The organism is Pseudomonas sp. P116, assembly GCF_020149425.1.
In the GTDB taxonomy this organism is placed as follows: Bacteria; Pseudomonadota; Gammaproteobacteria; order Pseudomonadales; family Pseudomonadaceae; genus Aquipseudomonas; species Aquipseudomonas anatoliensis.
The window spans coordinates 75165-92270 of sequence record NZ_JACVHB010000002.1 but is presented as its reverse complement, the minus strand read 5'-3'; the positions used below and the strand labels follow the sequence as shown (position 1 = coordinate 92270).

13 protein-coding genes are annotated in these 17106 nt (G+C 58.0%); 5 read left to right on the top strand and 8 right to left on the bottom strand.

Translation table 11 applies throughout. From position 1 onward, the window contains the following. Positions 1-65: 65 nt before the first annotated feature. Positions 66-1121 carry a tetratricopeptide repeat protein gene (locus ICA15_RS06790; protein ID WP_150603854.1) on the bottom strand — a complete coding sequence of 352 codons (1056 nt, stop codon included), beginning with the start codon at positions 1119-1121 and terminating at the stop codon, positions 66-68. Positions 1122-1347: 226 nt separating this feature from the next. Here ICA15_RS06790 and ICA15_RS06785 point away from each other — a divergent pair, with 226 nt between their 5' ends. Continuing rightward, positions 1348-1818, top strand: coding sequence for a hypothetical protein (locus ICA15_RS06785; RefSeq protein WP_210552789.1), 471 nt, complete (start codon positions 1348-1350; stop codon positions 1816-1818). Positions 1819-1936: 118 nt separating this feature from the next. On the opposite strand, the gene ICA15_RS06780 is transcribed toward ICA15_RS06785, so the two are convergent. The 6 genes from ICA15_RS06780 to ICA15_RS06755 all read right to left on the bottom strand — a co-directional run bounded on the left by ICA15_RS06780 (position 1937) and on the right by ICA15_RS06755 (position 10836). After that, on the bottom strand, positions 1937-3358 hold the full coding sequence (locus tag ICA15_RS06780) for an efflux transporter outer membrane subunit (protein WP_150603855.1): 1422 nt from the start codon (positions 3356-3358) through the stop codon (positions 1937-1939). Beyond that, positions 3355-6546, bottom strand: a complete 3192-nt coding sequence (locus ICA15_RS06775; RefSeq protein ID WP_150603856.1) for an efflux RND transporter permease subunit — start codon at positions 6544-6546, stop codon at positions 3355-3357. The genes ICA15_RS06780 and ICA15_RS06775 overlap by 4 nt, the downstream gene beginning before the upstream one ends. Before the next feature lie 15 nt (positions 6547-6561). Beyond that, a complete protein-coding gene (gene mexE, locus ICA15_RS06770) occupies positions 6562-7815 on the bottom strand; it encodes a multidrug efflux RND transporter periplasmic adaptor subunit MexE (RefSeq protein ID WP_150603857.1) in 1254 nt (417 codons plus the stop codon). Between the two features lie 272 nt (positions 7816-8087). After that, positions 8088-8540, bottom strand: a complete 453-nt coding sequence (locus tag ICA15_RS06765; RefSeq protein ID WP_210552788.1) for a DUF805 domain-containing protein — start codon at positions 8538-8540, stop codon at positions 8088-8090. A 15-nt stretch (positions 8541-8555) separates the two neighbouring features. Further along, entirely contained in the window at positions 8556-8903 is a 348-nt protein-coding gene (locus tag ICA15_RS06760) for a DUF4190 domain-containing protein (protein ID WP_210552787.1), read from the bottom strand. A gap of 193 nt (positions 8904-9096) precedes the next feature. Continuing rightward, positions 9097-10836 (bottom strand): dipeptidase, encoded by a 1740-nt coding sequence (locus tag ICA15_RS06755; RefSeq protein ID WP_210552786.1) that lies wholly within the window; start codon positions 10834-10836, stop codon positions 9097-9099. Positions 10837-11170: 334 nt separating this feature from the next. Between ICA15_RS06755 and ICA15_RS06750 the strand changes: the two genes are divergently transcribed. Further along, positions 11171-11323, top strand: coding sequence for a hypothetical protein (locus ICA15_RS06750; RefSeq protein WP_191623970.1), 153 nt, complete (start codon positions 11171-11173; stop codon positions 11321-11323). Positions 11324-11373: 50 nt separating this feature from the next. Here ICA15_RS06750 and ICA15_RS06745 read toward each other — a convergent pair whose 3' ends face one another. After that, positions 11374-12291, bottom strand: a complete 918-nt coding sequence (locus ICA15_RS06745; RefSeq protein ID WP_224450859.1) for a LysR family transcriptional regulator — start codon at positions 12289-12291, stop codon at positions 11374-11376. Positions 12292-12560: 269 nt separating this feature from the next. On the opposite strand from ICA15_RS06745, the gene ICA15_RS06740 reads away from it, so the two are divergent. From ICA15_RS06740 to ICA15_RS06730, 3 genes are all read left to right on the top strand, one after another. Beyond that, positions 12561-13583, top strand: coding sequence for a zinc-dependent alcohol dehydrogenase family protein (locus ICA15_RS06740; RefSeq protein WP_150603861.1), 1023 nt, complete (start codon positions 12561-12563; stop codon positions 13581-13583). 547 nt (positions 13584-14130) lie between these two features. After that, positions 14131-15585, top strand: coding sequence for a hypothetical protein (locus ICA15_RS06735; protein WP_210552785.1), 1455 nt, complete (start codon positions 14131-14133; stop codon positions 15583-15585). A 49-nt stretch (positions 15586-15634) separates the two neighbouring features. Beyond that, positions 15635-17035, top strand: a complete 1401-nt coding sequence (locus ICA15_RS06730; protein ID WP_150615549.1) for a PLP-dependent aminotransferase family protein — start codon at positions 15635-15637, stop codon at positions 17033-17035. Positions 17036-17106 lie beyond the last annotated feature (71 nt).

Sequence of the window (17106 nt, the reverse complement as noted above, 5' to 3'; positions counted from 1 at the left end):
TTTTCTTTCATGAAGGCTGGAAATTCTCTGTGGTGAGTGGATTTATCCCCTCACACAGGACAACTTCAGAGGCCTTGCTGTATTGCCGGATCGTCGGGGTTCAACTGTTCAAGCTGGGCGAGCAGAATCTGTACGTTCTGCAACTGTCCGCTTTCTTTCCAGTAGTTGATCAGCAGCACCCGCGCCTTGCGATCGGCCGGGTGGCGCTGGACGATTTCCTGCAGTTGCTTCTGCGCCGCTTCCAGTTCTTCAGCGCTGTGAAGAGTGGTGGCGAGGTCGTAGCGGTAATCCTTGTTGTCCGGCTCCAGCTCCACCGCTTTGGATAAACCGAGCAGGGCGTATTCACGCTGTCCATGGTGCAGCAACCACAGCCCCAGGGCATGTTGCAGATAGGCTGAGTCAGGTTGCGCTTTAAGCTTTTGCGCGAGTAACTGTCGGGCGGCGTCGGCCTGCCCCTGGCGGTCGAGCACGTCGATCTGCATCACCAGCGCCGGCAGGTTGCCGGGGTCCAGGCGCAGCGCATTCTCCAATGCTTGCTGTGCCTCTTTCAGCTCGGCGTTATGTAGATGCAGGCGCGCCAGTTGCGCATAAGAAGTGGCGCTCGGCGGTTGATCCTTGAGTGCTTGCTCCCAGCCGTCGATGGCCTGCTGCAACGGTGCAAAATACAGCCCGAGTTCATCCGGGGTCAGGCCGAGCAGGGCGTTGATCGCGGCAAACCGGACAGTCGGCGCCTCATCATCAAGCATTGGCCCCAGCAACAGACTGCGTTGCCCACCCGGCACGAGTCCAACCACACTTTTGATCGCTGCCAGCCGCACCTCGGGTTCTTCGTGCTGCAGGTCAGCGTCGGCAAGCTTCAACGCCTGAGGGCTCGGGTAATTGGGCAGTTCGCCGTGCAGCCAGACGCGGCGCTTGACCGACAGATCCGGCCGGGCCAATTGCTGATACAGCTGACGCGCCGCCCCCGGTTCGCCGGTTCGGGCAGCGCCCAGCGCTTCGCTGTAGCCGTGCTTGATCGCGTCCGGAATCACCGGCGTGGTGCTGCGCAGGGCCAGCCAAGCCACGACGACAATAAGCACAAGGCCAAGGCAGATAAGCAGAAAGCGGCGAGACTGAGGCATGCGGGTTTCCGAAAACAGACGTACTTGAGCAGAGTGGCAAGCTTCGGTCAGCTCGGGCCGTGAGTCAAACCCCGAGCATGCGAATCGTAACGCAATCCCCTGTAGGAGCTGCGGAACGCTGCGATCTTTTGACTTTGCTGTTTCAAGATCAAGAGATCGCAGCGTTCCGCGGCTCCTATAGGGGGAACACATTTCAAATGTAGGAGCTGCCGAAGGCTGCGATCTTTTGACTTTGCTGTTTCAAGATCAAGAGATCGCAGCGTTCCGCAGCTCCTGCAGGGGGGAACGCATTTCAAATGTAGGAGCTGCCGAAGGCTGCGATCTTTTGACTTTGCTGTTTCAAGATCAAGAGATCGCAGCGTTCCGCAGCTCCTACAGGGGGGAACGCATTTCAAATGTAGGAGCTGCCGAAGGCTGCGATCTTTTGACTTTGCTGTTTCAAGATCAAGAGATCGCCGCGTTCCGCAGCTCCTACAGGGGGGAACGCATTTCAAATGTAGGAGCTGCCGAAGGCTGCGATCTTTTGACTTTGCTGTTTCAAGATCAAGAGATCGCAGCGTTCCGCAGCTCCTGCAGGGGAGAACGCATTTCAAATGTAGGAGCTGCCGAAGGCTGCGATCTTTTGACTTTGCTGTTTCAAGATCAAGAGATCGCAGCGTTCCGCAGCTCCTACAGGGGGAACGCATTTCAAATGTAGGAGCAACTTTGGCAACTCCTGCAATTCCAGGCATAAAAAAGCCCCGCGACCGAATGATACGCGGGGCAAAAAATTGGTTGGTTGCGGCCAACCAAAGGAGCTCTTTAACAATCAATGGTTACTTGCTGGCGACCGTCTCCGGCTGCCAGCCACCGCCGAGGGCTTTGTAGATCGCGACAATGCCGCGATACAGATCCACTTCGGCCTGGGCCTGGCTGTCTTCGGCATTCAGACGTTCGCGCTGAGCGTCGAGCAGCACCAGGAAGTCTGTGGTGCCTTCGCGATAGCGAATCTCTGCCAGATCGGCAGCGTTGCGGCTCGATTCACTCTGGCGGATCAGCGAAATCAGGCGTTGCTGACGTTTGCCGTAGTCGCTGAAGGCGTTTTCCGACTCTTCCAGTGCCAGCAGCACTTGTTGCTCGTAGGTCGCCAGTGCGCCTTCGGCATCGGCATCAGCACCGCGCAAACGAGCGCGCACGCTGCCGAGGTCGAACGCTGCCCAGGTGATGCTTGGGCCGAGTGCCCAGGCGTTGGCCGCCGAGGAACCGATCTGCGAACCACGCCCGGCCGTCCAGCCGAGGAAACCGCTGAGGCTGACCCGTGGGAACAAATCGGCTTTCGCCACGCCAATTCGCGCCGTGGCTGAAGCGAGCTGGCGTTCAGCACTGAGGATGTCCGGACGACGTTGCAGCAGTTCGCCCGGGTTGCCGATTGGCAAGGCCTTGGCAATTGCCGGCAAGTCTTTTGGACTCAGGTCGACGGTCAGTTTGTCCGGACGTTCACCCAGCAGAGTGGCGATGCGGTTTTTCTGCCGAACCTGCTCGGCTTGCAGTTGTGGCACGCTGGCTTCGACCGAAGCCAGACGCGCGTCGGCACGTTCGACATCGAGCTGATCGCCAACGCCGGCATCACGCAGGCTGATGGTGATCTTGCGTGACTCCTGCTGGTTGTTCAGGTTGGCCACCGCAATCTTTTCGCGCAGTTGTGCGCCACGCAGTTGACCGTAGGCGTCCACCAGTTCGGCAATCATGGTGACTTGCAGTTGGTACAGATCGGCTTCGGCGGCCTGCTGATCGGCATCGCTGGCTTCCAGATTGCGCTGGATGCGCCCGAACAGGTCCAGCTCCCAGGCCATGTCCAGACCCAGGTCATAGCGTTCGCTATTGACCCGGTTGGTGGTCTGGCCGGGGATTTGCCCCTTGGCCAGGTCACTGCTGGCGCGGCTGGTGATGGTCGGCATGATGTCATTGCTGGCGTCATCGCGGATCGCCCGTGCGGCTTTCCAACGGGCAAATGCCACGCGCAATTCACGGTTGCCTTGCAGCGATTGCGTCACCAACTGGTTGAGGGTCGGATCGTCGAACTGCTGCCACCAGATGCCTTCGAACTTCGAACGGTCAAAATTCTTCTGACCGTTGGCGCCGTCGGTGGCGGTCGTGATGTTGGCCGCCTCCGTCGCCGGGGTCTTGTAGTCGGGGCCGACGGCACAGGCGCTCAGGGCCAGCACCAGCAGACTCGGCAGGAAGACTTTCAGACTCATTGTTGCGCCTCCAGTGGCTTTTGAAGAGAGTGCGCCTTGGCCGCTTTGCGGGCTTCGCCGCGTTCGACAAAGTTACGAATCAGTACGTAGAACACTGGCGTCAGCAACAGACCGAAGAAGGTCACCCCGAGCATCCCGGAGAACACCGCCACACCCATGGCGTGACGCATTTCGGCACCGGCACCGCTGGAGAACACCAGTGGCACCACACCCATGATGAACGCGAAGGAGGTCATCAGGATCGGCCGCAGACGCAGACGGCAGGCTTCCAGTACCGCGGCGAGCGGGTCGAGGCCTTCTTCCTGTTTATCCTTGGCGAACTCGACGATCAAAATCGCGTTCTTGCATGCAAGTCCCACCAGTACGATCAGTCCGATCTGGGTGAAGATGTTGTTGTCACCGCCAGAGATGATCACCCCGGTGATGGCCGACAGCAGGGTCATCGGTACGATCAGGATCACCGCCAGTGGCAGGCTCCAGCTTTCGTATTGTGCCGCGAGTACCAGGAACGCCAGCAGTACGCAGAGCGGGAACACGAACAGCGCGGTGTTGCCGGACAGAATCTGCTGGTAGGTCAGGTCGGTCCATTCGTAGGTCATGCCGTTCGGAAGTTCTTCCTTGAGCAGTTTCTCGATGGCTTTTTCGGCCTGGCCAGAGCTGTAGCCGGGGGCTGCCGCACCGTTGATTTCTGCGGTGATGAAGCCGTTGTAGTGCATCACACGATCCGGGCCCGAGGTGTCGCTGACCTTGATGAAGGTCGCCAGCGGGATCATTTCGCCTTTGTTGTTACGCACTTTCAGCTGACCGATCTGATCGGATTCGAGGCGGAATTGTTGCTCGGCCTGAACGTTGACCTGATAGGTGCGTCCGAAACGGTTGAAGTCGTTGGCATACAGCGAACCCAGGTAGATCTGCAGGGTGTCGAAGATGTCGCTGACCGCCACGCCGTGAGTCTTGGCTTTCTCGCGATCGATAGCGGCATCGACCTGCGGCACGTTCACGGTGTAACTGGTGAACAGGCCAGCCAGTTCCGGCACGTTGTGGCTCTTGTTGATGATGTTCATGGTTTCTTTGTACAGCTCGTCGTAGCCCAGGTTGCCCCGGTCTTCGATTTGCAGGCGGAAACCACCAATGGTGCCCAGACCTTGTACCGGCGGCGGCGGGAAGATCGCCATGTACGCCTCTTGAATGTCCGCGAACTGGCCGTTCAGGGCGCCGGCGATGGCGCCGGCAGACATGCTCGGGTCTTTGCGTTCGTCGAACGGTTTCAGGGTCACGAACACGATGCCGGCATTCGGGCTGTTGGTGAAGCCGTTGATCGACAGGCCCGGGAACGCAACAGCACTTTCCACGCCCGGCTGTTTCAGCGCCATATCGGACATGCGCTTGATCACGTCCTCAGTGCGATCCAGGCTTGAGGCGTCCGGCAATTGCGCGAAAGCCACCAGGTATTGCTTGTCCTGGCCGGGTACGAAACCGGTCGGGGTGTGCGAGAACCCGAAGAAGGTCAGCACCATCAGGCCTGCATACAAGATCAGGGCGATGCCACTGCTGCGGATAACCCGAGCCACCGTGCCGACGTAGCCATGACTGGCACGTTCGAAGAAGCGATTGAACGGACGGAACAGCCAGCCACCGAAGATCTTGTCGAGCACTCTCGAGAAGCGGTCTTTCGGCGCGTCATGACTTTTCAGCAATACCGCAGCGAGTGCTGGCGACAGGGTCAGCGAGTTGAACGCCGAGATCACGGTCGAGATCGCGATGGTCAGTGCGAACTGCTTATAGAACTGACCGGTGAGGCCGGAGATGAACGCCGCCGGAATGAACACCGCACACAGCACCAGTGCCGTGGCAACGATCGGCCCGGTCACTTCACGCATGGCGCGTTTGGTGGCTTCGACCGGTGTGAGTCCGAGTTCGATGTTTCGCTCGACGTTCTCCACCACCACGATGGCGTCATCCACCACGATACCGATGGCCAACACGAGGCCGAACAGCGACAGGGCATTGAGTGAGAAGCCAAACAGGTGCATCACCGCAAACGTACCGATCAACGATACCGGCACCGCCACCAAGGGAATGATCGAGGCGCGCCAGGTTTGCAGGAACAGGATCACCACCAGGACTACGAGGATCAGCGCTTCGAAAAGGGTGTGAACCACTGCTTCGATCGAGCCGCGCACGAAGATCGTCGGGTCATAGACGATGCTGTAATCCATGCCTTGCGGGAAGCCTTTCTTCAACTCGTCCATTTTCGCCCGAACGTCGTTCGAGATGTCGATGGCGTTGGAGCCTGGACGCTGGAAGATCGGGATCGCTACCGCCGGCTGGTTGTTCAGCAGCGAACGCAACGCGTACTGGCTGGAACCCAGTTCAATGCGAGCGATGTCTTTGAGTCGAGTGATTTCACCGTCGTCACCTGCACGAATGACGATGTTTTCGAACTCTTCCTCGGTGACCAGTCGGCCCTGAGTGTTGACCGACAGCTGGAAGCTCTGTGCCGTCGGGGCAGGGGGCGCACCCAGTTGGCCGGCGGCCACCTGGCGGTTCTGTTCACGAATGGCGGTCACCACATCGGTCGCCGTCAGATTGCGCGAAGCGGTCTTGTTCGGATCAAGCCAGACCCGCAGCGAGTAATCGCCCATGCCAAACAGTTGCACATCACCGACACCACCCAGACGAGCGAGCTCATCCTTGATGTTGAGGATCGCGTAGTTGGACAGGTAGAGCATGTCGTAACGCTTGTCCGGAGAGGTCAAGTGCACAACCATGGTCAGATCAGGCGAAGCTTTGTCGACGGTGATACCAATGCGCGTCACTTCCTCGGGAAGTTTCGGCTCGGTCCGGGTTACCCGGTTCTGCACCTGCACCTGCGCATTGTCCAGGTCAGTGCCCAGAGCGAAGGTGATGGTCAGGGTGATCTTGCCGTCAGCGGTCGATTGCGAAGACATGTACAGCATGTTTTCGACGCCGGTGATGGCTTGCTCCAGAGGCGCCGCCACGGTTTCACCGATGACTTTTGGGTTGGCGCCCGGGAAGTTTGCACGAACCACCACAGTCGGTGGCACGACTTCCGGGTATTCGCTGATCGGCAACTGGAACAGCGAAATCGCACCGGCGATCAGGATCAGCAGCGACAGCACCGCTGCGAAGATCGGCCGTGAAATGAAGAATTGGGAAAAATTCATCGGAGTTGTCGTCCCTTAACCGCGTGGGGTCGTAGCGGCCAGCTTCACAACCGAACCGGACGCGCCTTTGGCTGGCGTGACTTTAGGCAGGTTGCTGGCTTCCAGCGCTTGACGTTGTTGAGCGAGTGCCGCGATGGTTTGCTCGCTGGCCATCGGGACGACTTCAGGCGTCACCGGTGAGCCAGGGCGTACGCGTTGCAGACCCTTGACGATGATGGTGTCGTCTTTGTTGAGGCCGCTACGGACGATCCGCAGGCCTTCGATTTTCGGGCCGAGTTCAACGGCGCGGTAAACGGTTTTGTTGTCCGCATCCATCACCAGCACGAACTTCTTGCCCAGATCGGTACCGACGGCTTCGTCGTTGATCAACATGGCATCGTAGGTGCCACTGCCGACCAGTTTCAGGCGTGCATACAGGCCCGGGGTGTAGGTGCCATCGCTGTTGTCGAACACCGCGCGACCACGGATGGTGCCGGTTTTCGGATTGACCTGGTTGTCGACGAAGTTCATCTGGCCCAGATGCGGATTGCCGTCTTCATTGGACAGACCCATGTACACCGGGGTGGTGGCTCCACGCTGACCCTGACGGGCGAGCTGGGTGTATTTGAGGAATACACGCTCATCAGCGTCGAAGTAGGCGTAGACCTTATCGGTAGAAACCACGCTGGTGAGTGGCGAGGTGTCGGCGGTTACCAGGTTGCCGGCGGTGATTTCGGCACGGCTGACGCGGCCGCTGATTGGCGCGGTCACACGGGTGAAACTCAGGTTCAGCTTGGCCAGATCCAGTTGCGCTTGCAGTGCACCCACGGCGGCGCGGGCTTCTTGGGCGGCGCTGGTGCGCGAGTCGGCGAGTTCGGCGGAGATTGCGTTGCTGGCACGCAGACGTTCACCACGACCGGCTTCGTTTTCGCTGCGAGTGGCGTTGGCGCGCGATTGCGCAACCAGAGCTTCGAGGCGACGAACCTCAGCCTGGAACGGACGCGGATCGATCTGGAACAGCAAGTCGCCTTTCTTCACCAGTGCGCCTTCAGTGAAAGCAACCTGGTCGATCTGGCCAGAGACCCGTGGACGGATATCAACGGTTTCCGGCGCTTCGAGGCGCCCGGTGAATTCGTCCCACTCGTTGACCGGTTGTTCCAGCACCTTGGCCACGCTGACTTTGGCAGCAGGCGGGGCGGCGGCGGTTTCCGGATTTTTGCCGCAAGCGCTCATCACCAGTACGGCCAGCAAGGCCAACGGGAAGCGCAAATGTTTGAGTGACTGTTCCATGGAATGCATCCGCCAAGTATTGAAGATGGGCGGATGATGCTCGGCGGCTAGTGAGCAAACGAATCGAATGAGGCGAAGGTAACTATCATTCGGAATGATATAAGACCCGAACAAGCCCTCTAGCATGCACCTTTCGTTAGGGGGCTATCAATCGGATTGATGACAATTCTGTTTTGCGCGGCCAGTAAAGATGCAGCTATTCGTACGGGTACGGATTTCAGATACAAAGAGACGGCCATGAAGGCCGTCTCGATCAGCGATGCCGATGTGTATCAGTTGTTGCCTTTACGGTTCTCACCGAAACGATTCGGGCCCGGCTGGCTGTCTTGCGCAAGGAACACAAGGTTGACGATAGGCAGCAACAACCACCAGCCGCTGCGATCGGTGTCGTGCATGCGACGCACGCCTACTGCGATCGATGGCAGGAGGATCGCGAGGCTGTAGAGGTTGTACAGCATGCCTTTGGTGTTCAGCATGGCATCAACAGCGATGATGCCAAGAGAGATTCCCAGGTTGATCAGAATGAACATCCAGTATTCACGGCGAGTGGCGCGGCCGCGGAACACTACGTAGTTTCTCCACGCCTCGACGTACGGGTTACCCGTCGTAATGGCGGGGCCACTTGGGTAGGACTGTTGGGTGGCTTGAGGCGCCCCGCACTGTGGGCAAGCCACGGCCAAAGTGCTTATTTCCTTGGCGCAACCGCGGCAGAAAACCATGCTCATATTTTTTCCCTAAAATTATTCAATCGATAGACAGAGCAAAACGAACGCAGTAAGGCCTGACAAAACAATGCCGGCGATCGCGAGGTTTCTTCCTGAGTGTTTTTGGTTGATGCAGATAATGCCGCAAGCGAGACCTGCGATGCTGAAGACCCCCACACCGAGGATCGTCTCACTGTCCCATTCGGAGTCATCAAACAGGGTGAGTGCGCAGATAATCCCGAAGATCAGTGAAACGATGGCCAGCCAGGGTATTTCAGCCTGCGTTTGCGGCACAAAGGCCTGCTGGACAACCCCGCATTGGGGGCAGTTGAGCGCCGTTTCGTGAAGCTCCTTGGCGCAAGCACGACAATAGACCATTGCCATCGTTTTCCTTAACTGAGTGCTGAAACCCGACCTTCCATCTGGCGGGGCGCGCTAAGTTAAACTTTATTACCAAATTTGTCACCCGGCACTTTGCCATTATCCGGCATGGCTGTTGAAAGCAGGGTTTTGGAGATGTTTTGCGGGGGGATTTACGAGCGGTGGCGAGGGAGTTCGATCCCTCGCCACACGTGCATCAGAGCTTCGGTAACTGACCGATCCGGCCAATCATCTCCGTCACGATCTGCAGATCAAGCTGGAATTGCTCCACGGTCTTGAATTCACCGTCGGTGTGACCGGTGTATTTGACCTCTGGCCGGGCCAGACCGAACTGCACGCCATTGGGCAGTTCATGCACCGAGGTTGCGCCGGCGGAAGTGCCGAATTCGTGCTTCATGCCCAGATTTTCAGTGGCAACCGCCAGCAGCGCTTTGACCCACTCGCCCTCTGGATTGCGGTACATCGGCTCGGCGATCGAATAGTCGAAGGCAACGGCAACATGGGTTTTCTTGCTCCACGCCGCCAGTTTCTCGGCGATTTCAGCCTTGAGCTTTTCCGGCGACTTGCCTTTCGGCACGCGCAGGTTGACCGCCAGTTTAAAGGCCTTGTCATCCATGCCGACGTAGGTCAACGACGTGGTCAGCGGACCCATGAAGGCGTCGGAGAAACCGACGTTCAGTTTGTTGCCCAGGTAGTCCAGCCCCCAGTTGTCGGCGGCGTAGCGCGCGGCGTCCGTGATGTGGTTGTGCTTGAGCGCAACCTTGCCATCAAGGCCATTGATGAAGTCGAGCATGCGCGCCACCGGATTGACCCCAGACTCGGGCTCGGAGGAGTGCGCGGACACCCCGGTGACCGTCAGTTTCACGTCTTTGCCATCGACTTTGGCGCTGATCTCGAAGTTGCCGCCATTGCGTTTGGCATAGTCGGCGCCGGCTGTTTGCAGGCTGGCGACGAGCTCGGCAGGTTTGTCCGTAATCAACGTCGCGACGGATGCCGACGGAATCTGGTTGGTCGCCAGGCCACCGGTCATCGAAATGATTTCTGCGCCTTTGCCCTCAGCCGTGCGCTTGGCAAAGTTGGCCATGACGGTGCCGTAACCTTTCTCGGCAATCACCACCGGGTAACCGCCATCCAGCGCCAGGTTGTAGTTGGGTGTCGGGTTACGCTCGAAATAGTAGGGGATCGCGTCGCCAGTGGTTTCTTCGGTGGTGTCCACCAACAGCTTGAAATTACGTGCCAGTGGCAGCTTTTCTTCCTTGATTACCTTCATGGCATACATCGTCACCACGATGCCGTTCTTGTCATCCTCGGTCCCGCGGCCATACATGCGATCGCCGATCAGAGTGATCTTGAACGGGTCGAGACGAGTACCGTCCTTCAATACCCAGTTCTCCGGCGTCACAGGCACCACATCGGCATGCGCATGAATGCCGACCACTTCATCGCCGGACCCTTCGAGGGAAATCTCGTAAACGCGGTTGTCGATGTTGCGGAAATTCAGATTGAAAGACTTGGCCAGGTCTTTGATCTTCTCACCGATCTTGATGAACTCCGGATTGTCATGCTGGGCAACGCCGTCCTTGCGAAACGTCGGGATCTCGACCAACTCGCGCAGGGTCTCGGTGGCCGCCGCGCTGTACTTCACGCGTGCGTAGATACCGAGCAGGCGATAGATCTCGTTTTGCTGTTCAGCCGTCAGAGTCTTGTTGTCGAGAAAAGCGCCAATGGCCGGGCTGATATTGGCTGTCTTGGCCAAGTCACTTTTAGCCAGGCTGCCGAGGAACTGACGGAAATCCGTAGTCGACTCGGCCTTGAACGTCTTGAGGATTTCAGCGCTTTGCTGCGCAGTGATGTTGGCTTGCGCGGGTGCAATGAAAGCGGACAGGCCGGCCAGCATCAGTGTGGTGGCGGCCAGTTTTTTGAAAGGAAATTTCATTAAGAAGGGCATTCCTTGGCAGTGCTGTTAATAAAGGAGTGTCTCAACGCTGAGACACATGCACTTACAAACTAACACCGTGCTAGAGGGTTGGGGGAGCCCTGAAACGGGATCTGTCGCACAGAAATGCAAAAGGGGCGCAGAAACAAAAAAGCCCGGATTAAAATCCCGGGCTTTTTCATTACGGTGTTTTTCAATCGGCGGCGCAGTCTCCTCTCGCCGAGAATGATCAAAAAAACGAACTGTCGAGGTGCTTTTGGCGTCCACCCCTATGACTGCCCTGGCGACACTGAAACCGAGCCGTCCCTACCACGCAACGATGGAGACACCCGATATGAACAAGCCACTTCTGTTTCTAAGCCTGTGCTGTGCACTCATGCTGCAAGGCTGTTTCGATAACTCGGACAACGAGACCAAAGACAACACCGACGGCGCGAAGTCATCGATCCAAATGCAGCAGAAGGATGACGCGCAGCCGAGCAAGTAGTCGCGCGCTTGTTCCAGCGATGCAGAGTTTGCAGGTCGCGCATGGGGCTTTTATTGGAGACTATCCGGATCCCCAAAAAACATCTGAATCCGCGACCTCAACCAACGCTCGCCCGGATCATTATCCTGCGACCCACGCCACGCCATGTGCAGTTCAAACGTGCGGGTCGGCAACGGCGGATCTTCTGCGCGGACGCCACCAGCAGACGTCAATGCTTCGGCGGCATAGTCCGGCACGGTTGCGACAATGTCAGTTCCGGCCAGCAGCGTGCTCAAACCATTGAACTGCGGCACGGCCAGTACCACATGGCGTTTGCGGCCGAGTTTCTCCAGCTCTTCATCAATGAAACCGCTGAGGTCGCCGGCAAACGACACCAGGGCGTGGGGGCGGGCGCAGTAATCGTCGAGGCTCAGCGGCCCCGGCACGGTGTCGGCGCGCAGTAACTTGGGCGCGCTACGGCGCAGTACCTTGCGCTTGGCATTGGCCGGCAAGTCGGTGGTGTAGCTGACGCCGATGGAGATTTCGCCGGAAGCCAGCAGGCCCGGCATCAGGATGTAGTTGACCCGGCGCACCACCAGCACAATTCCCGGTGATTCGGCGCGCAGGCGTTTTAGCAGCATCGGCAGCAAGGCGAATTCGACGTCATCCGACAACCCGATCCGAAATACCGAAGTGCTGGTGGCCGGATCGAATTCTGCCGCACGGCTGACGGCGGTCGAAATCGAGTCGAGGGCAGGCGAGAGCAGGGCGAAGATTTCCACCGCGCGGGCGGACGGTTCCATGCTCCGGCCGGTGCGTACGAACAAGGGATCATCGAACAGGCTGCGCAGGCGCGAGAGCGCCGCACTGATCGCCGGCTGGCCGAGGAACAATTTCTCGGCGGCGCGGGTCACACTGCGCTCATGCATCAACGTTTCGAATACGATCAACAGGTTCAGGTCGACACGACGCAGGTCATTACGATTCATCTGGAGTCCTGGCAGAGTCATCAAGCTTGACGAGGGCAGCCATATGAGAACAATGGCCGGCATGAATCTTACGGGGAAAGACTGGTACTCTGCACCGGAAAATTCAGCTTTACTCAGACGGTGGCAGCAGTTTTTCAAGGATTTTGCCAATACCGCCCATACTGCGGAATCAATGACAGGCATGTCGACTATTAATAGCCACTGATAGTCTTGGGTTAAAAGCCCAGATAGAGTTCATGGCATTAGAGGTTACTTTGACGAGGTTTGCGATGTCCCGCACGATCCGTTTTCACAAGTTTGGTCCGGCCGAGGTGCTCAAATGCGAAGAGCATGCGGCCGCTCAGCCAGGTCCTGGCGAAGTGCAGGTGCGTGTCGAGGCAATCGGCATCAGTTGGTACGACACGCTCTGGCGCCAGAATCTGGCGTCGTCCCAGGCACGCCTGCCATCAGGCCTTGGTCATGAAATGGCCGGCGTGGTCACGGCGATTGGCGCTGATGTCGAAGACCTGTCCGTCGGTGACAAGGTCGCCAGTTTCCCGGCCGAAAGTCCGAACGACTATCCAGTCTACGGCGAGTCGATCGTACTGCCGCGTACCGCGCTGACCCGTTATCCGGATGTGCTCAGCCCGATCGAAGCCAGTGTGCATTACACACCGCTGTTGATCGCCTATTTCGCCTACGCCGATCTGGCACGGGTCAAACCGGGGCAGTTTGCCCTGGTCACTGACGCCAGCCATTGCGCCGGCCCTTCGTTTGTACAACTGGGCAAGGCCATGGGCGTGCGGGTCATTGCCGCCACCAAAGAGGCGGGAGAGCGCGAGTACCTGCTGTCTCTGGGCGCGGAAAAGGTGATTGTCACCGAAGAGGAAGATCTGTTGATGCGAATCAACAAGATCACCGACAACCGTGGCGTCGATGTGGTGTTCGACGGCCTTGGCGGTCCGCAGATGTCGCTGCTTGGCGATGTGCTGGCGCCCCGTGGCAGCCTTGTGCTGTACGGCCTTCAGGGTGGGAACCAGACGCCGTTCCCGGCATGCGCAGCGTTCCAGAAGAACATCCAGTTCTTTGTGCATTGCATCGGCAACTTCACCGGCAAACCGGAGCTGGGTATCACCCAGGATCACGTGGCCCTGCAACGTGCCCTGCGTGACATCAACCAGTTGACCGCTGACCGCGTGTTGCTTCCGCTCAAGACCCGGGTGTTCCCGTTCAGCGAGTTCGTCGAAGCGCATCGCTACATGGACGAATGCCCATGCCGCGAACGGGTTGCCCTTCAAATCGAGTCGGCGTAACCCTCGTCATCAGAGTCCGTGGCCCCACGGACTCTTTCGTGTTTATCCCCGTCTGAAAAGCAAAGCTCTCTGGCGTCATGTCCGGGACCTGTTCAGCAACTGAACTGGTTTTTGCTCTGGATCTGTATCTTCTAATCGCAATGTAAGCCCTGATAATTGAGTGATTACTTTCATCTCAAGGAATGAGCCATGGCTGTGCATTCAATTTACCATCCTCAACATATAGACCTCAGTTTTGTTAAACACGGCAGTCTTTGTTTAATTGCTGTAGGGCTATTCCGAAACTCCTTCTCTTTTTCTTGTAATCACTTGTCGTGGGACGTTGTGGGAAGTTTCCTAGGATTATTTGTCAATAAAAAATACCTTTGCATAACAATCACTTGAGAGCGCTCTGTGGCGAAAATAGAGTTTTTCTCAGGTCAAGTGTTTCAAATAACTACGAATTTGTAAGTGTTAGCATCTGAGCGTCTATTACTTATTGATTAATTGTCGTGCGGTCGGTCTTCTGTCTGCGCGCCATGAAACCTTTTATACCGGGTAAATACCGATGAGCACGATCCATGATCAGGCAATGAATTATGTCTACCAGCAAGTATTGCAACGTTTGCTGAGTTTTTTCTCTCGAGCGGAGCGCACGGCATTGCAGTTGCTGATTCAGCGATTGGCCGTGGCTGCTGGCGGCATGGAGAACATCGGTCAATTCAAGGTGCTGGTCAACCAGACCGGGTCGCGCGACAGCTGTTACACATTGGCGCTGCTGCGGGCAGCGCAGTTGAGTATCGCCGGGCGCGCGCCCGGTACGTTTCAGCTACGGGTGGCGACTTTACGCTGGAGCGGCAACAGTGACACGGCACTGCAGAACATGCACCGAAGCTACGGGGCGCTGTTCCTCTATGACGATCCTCGGGTCGAGCTGTTGATGCTGGATCATCGCCAGGTCCTGCCATTCGACCATCAGGCACCGATTTGCGAAGAGGGGCGCGAGACCCATCGTCTTAACCTGCTTTTGCTGGGGCATCGAAGAAACTACGGCGAAGCGCTTGAGTTGTGGGACGACGCTTATCTGGCTACTGCCGAGTACTACGGTCAGATCTCCCGCTGGAACAATGGCGTCGATGCCATGATCGGCAGTGAGTCGTTACACCGCCAGAAGCACTTTCTCGACGGCTTGAGTCGCGCTGTTCAAAAAGCCTCCATTGCCGGTCCGCTGGTGAGCTCTGCTGGCTTTGAAGCGCTGTTCCCGCTGCTTGACGGGCTGGGTGGGGATTACTACCGCGAGTTCTACACCGAAGAGGAGCAGGTAACGTGGCGCCCCGAAGGTGAGTTCGAAGCGTGTCGGCGCACCGGTTTCATCAACATCAATGACATGATCGTCGGCAAGCTCGAGGAGCGCTGGCCGTTGCTCAGTGACTTTCTCGGGTTCCAGGCGGATGACCTGAGCCTTTACCAAAGTGACGACGAATATGCAGATCCTCTGGTCGCTGCGCATCTTCGAGGAATGCAGGCGCGGTTCATCGAAGGGAGAACCTACGAGGCCGGAATCAGCGAATACCTGCACAGCAGTCTGGAGACGATGCGGCGCAGACAGGTACCCGAGCCGGTTTGCGAACAGATGCTCGCCAACTTCGGCAATCTGCAGGATCCGCGACAGTTGCGGGTGCAGGCGGAAGGCTGGCTCTCGGCCGGTTTCGACATGAACGATACCCAGCTGATGTGCCTGCTGTTTGCACCGTTTGTTGATAGCGGGGCAGGGCTGGAACGGTTTCTGCGCAATTGTCATCCCGGCATGTTGGTGGCATTGCCGGATCTGCACCGGGCAATGCAGGGCCTGCATGCACCTGAGCAAGTGCTGAAGTGGATGACGGACGTCAGCGGGTTGCCGGTCAAATTGATTGTGCGTCTCTACTCCATGGGGCCCGTTCGGTTACTTGCGTCCGGCGACAGTGCCAGTGCGCAGGAGGCGGGTGCCGAGCCAGCAAACGATCGATCGGCGGAAGGCTGACCGTGAGCCCATCGCATAACCCTGAATCACAGCCAATGGATGCCGGCTCGTGAAAACGTCGCGGGAAAACGACTTTGTTTATCAGGCTGTTTATCGCTACCTGACGTTACTGATCGAGGAAGCAGGGAGCGGCGCGGCAGGGCGCTTGCCATCCTTGCGGCAACTGGCTGATCGACTCAATGTGTCGATCTCGACCGTCCAGTACGCTTATTCGTTGCTGGAAAAGGAGGGCCGGGTTTATTCAATCGCCAAATCCGGTTATTACGCGCAAGCACTGCCCGCGCTGGACTTGCCCGGGTGTGGCAGGGATCTGCTCGAAACCGTCTACGTCAATGCCAAGCGACCGGGCATGTGTGTACTGAGCGCTGATGAGCCGGCTTCGCTGCAACCGCTGGACCGTCCTTTATTGATGCTTGAGCGGGAGTTGCTGCGCCAGTATCCGCGACAGCCGCAAATACTGGTGCAGCCTTGCGGTGAGCTGGAGTTGCGCACCGTTCTGGCTGCGCGTTACACCTCATCGACGGTGAATTGCTGGCATGCCGATGACGTCTATATCGGCGCCGATTTGCGCGGGGTACTGGAAATTCTGATTTCGGTACTCGAGTTGCGTGGGGCCACCGTGGTGGTTGAGTCGCCGTGTGACTGGGTGATCCTGCGTCTGCTGGAGTCAGCCGAAGTGCGCGTGATCGAATTGCCGCTGCTCGCCGACGGGGTGATTGATCCGCAGCGCCTGGAGTCTTTGCTCAAGACCGAACCGGTGCGATTGATCCTGTTGTCCTCAGCATTGAGCATGCCCCACGGCAGCCTGCTATCTGCGCCCAATCGGCAGGCCATCGCCCATTTGCTCGGATGCCATGGCACCTGGGTTCTGGAAAACGACTGCTACAGCGAACTCGATGAAGGGATCGAATCCCGACGCCTGCGCGACTGGCTGGACCCGGATCGCCTGCTGGTGTTTTCCACGTTCGAGAAGTTCATCGGTGCAGAGGCGCCTTTCGGTTTTATCCTGTCGCGCCATTGGCGCAGTGAGTTGCAACGCCATTTCCTGTTACGCGCGTTCAGCTTGTCGCTGATCCGCCAGAAAGCGATTGCGAGACTGCTGGGCGGCGGCCGGCTGGACCAGCATATGTCGGTACTGCGGCGGATGCTCAAGGAGCGACGGACGCAGTTGATCCAGTTATTGCGCGAGCGCCTGGGCGACTCGCTGCAGATTGTCGAGCCGCAGGGCGGGGCGACAGTCTGGGTAAGCTCGTTGCGTCCGGTGGACATGGGGAATGTCTTTCAGCGCCTGCTCAAGCAACAGATCATCATCGCGCCAGGGGAGTTGTTCAGCCTGCAGGGTTTGCACGCGCACCATCTGCGCTTGAGCTCGTTGAGTCACGGGGACCACGATCTGGCCAATGTCGTCGGGCTGCTGGGCGACGCATTGCGTCTGGCACCCGAGGGTTAACGTTAAAAAACATCGGAAGTGTTCCGGATAGATCCCATCGCACTGCGGTCAAACTGCCAGTAAACTGCGCT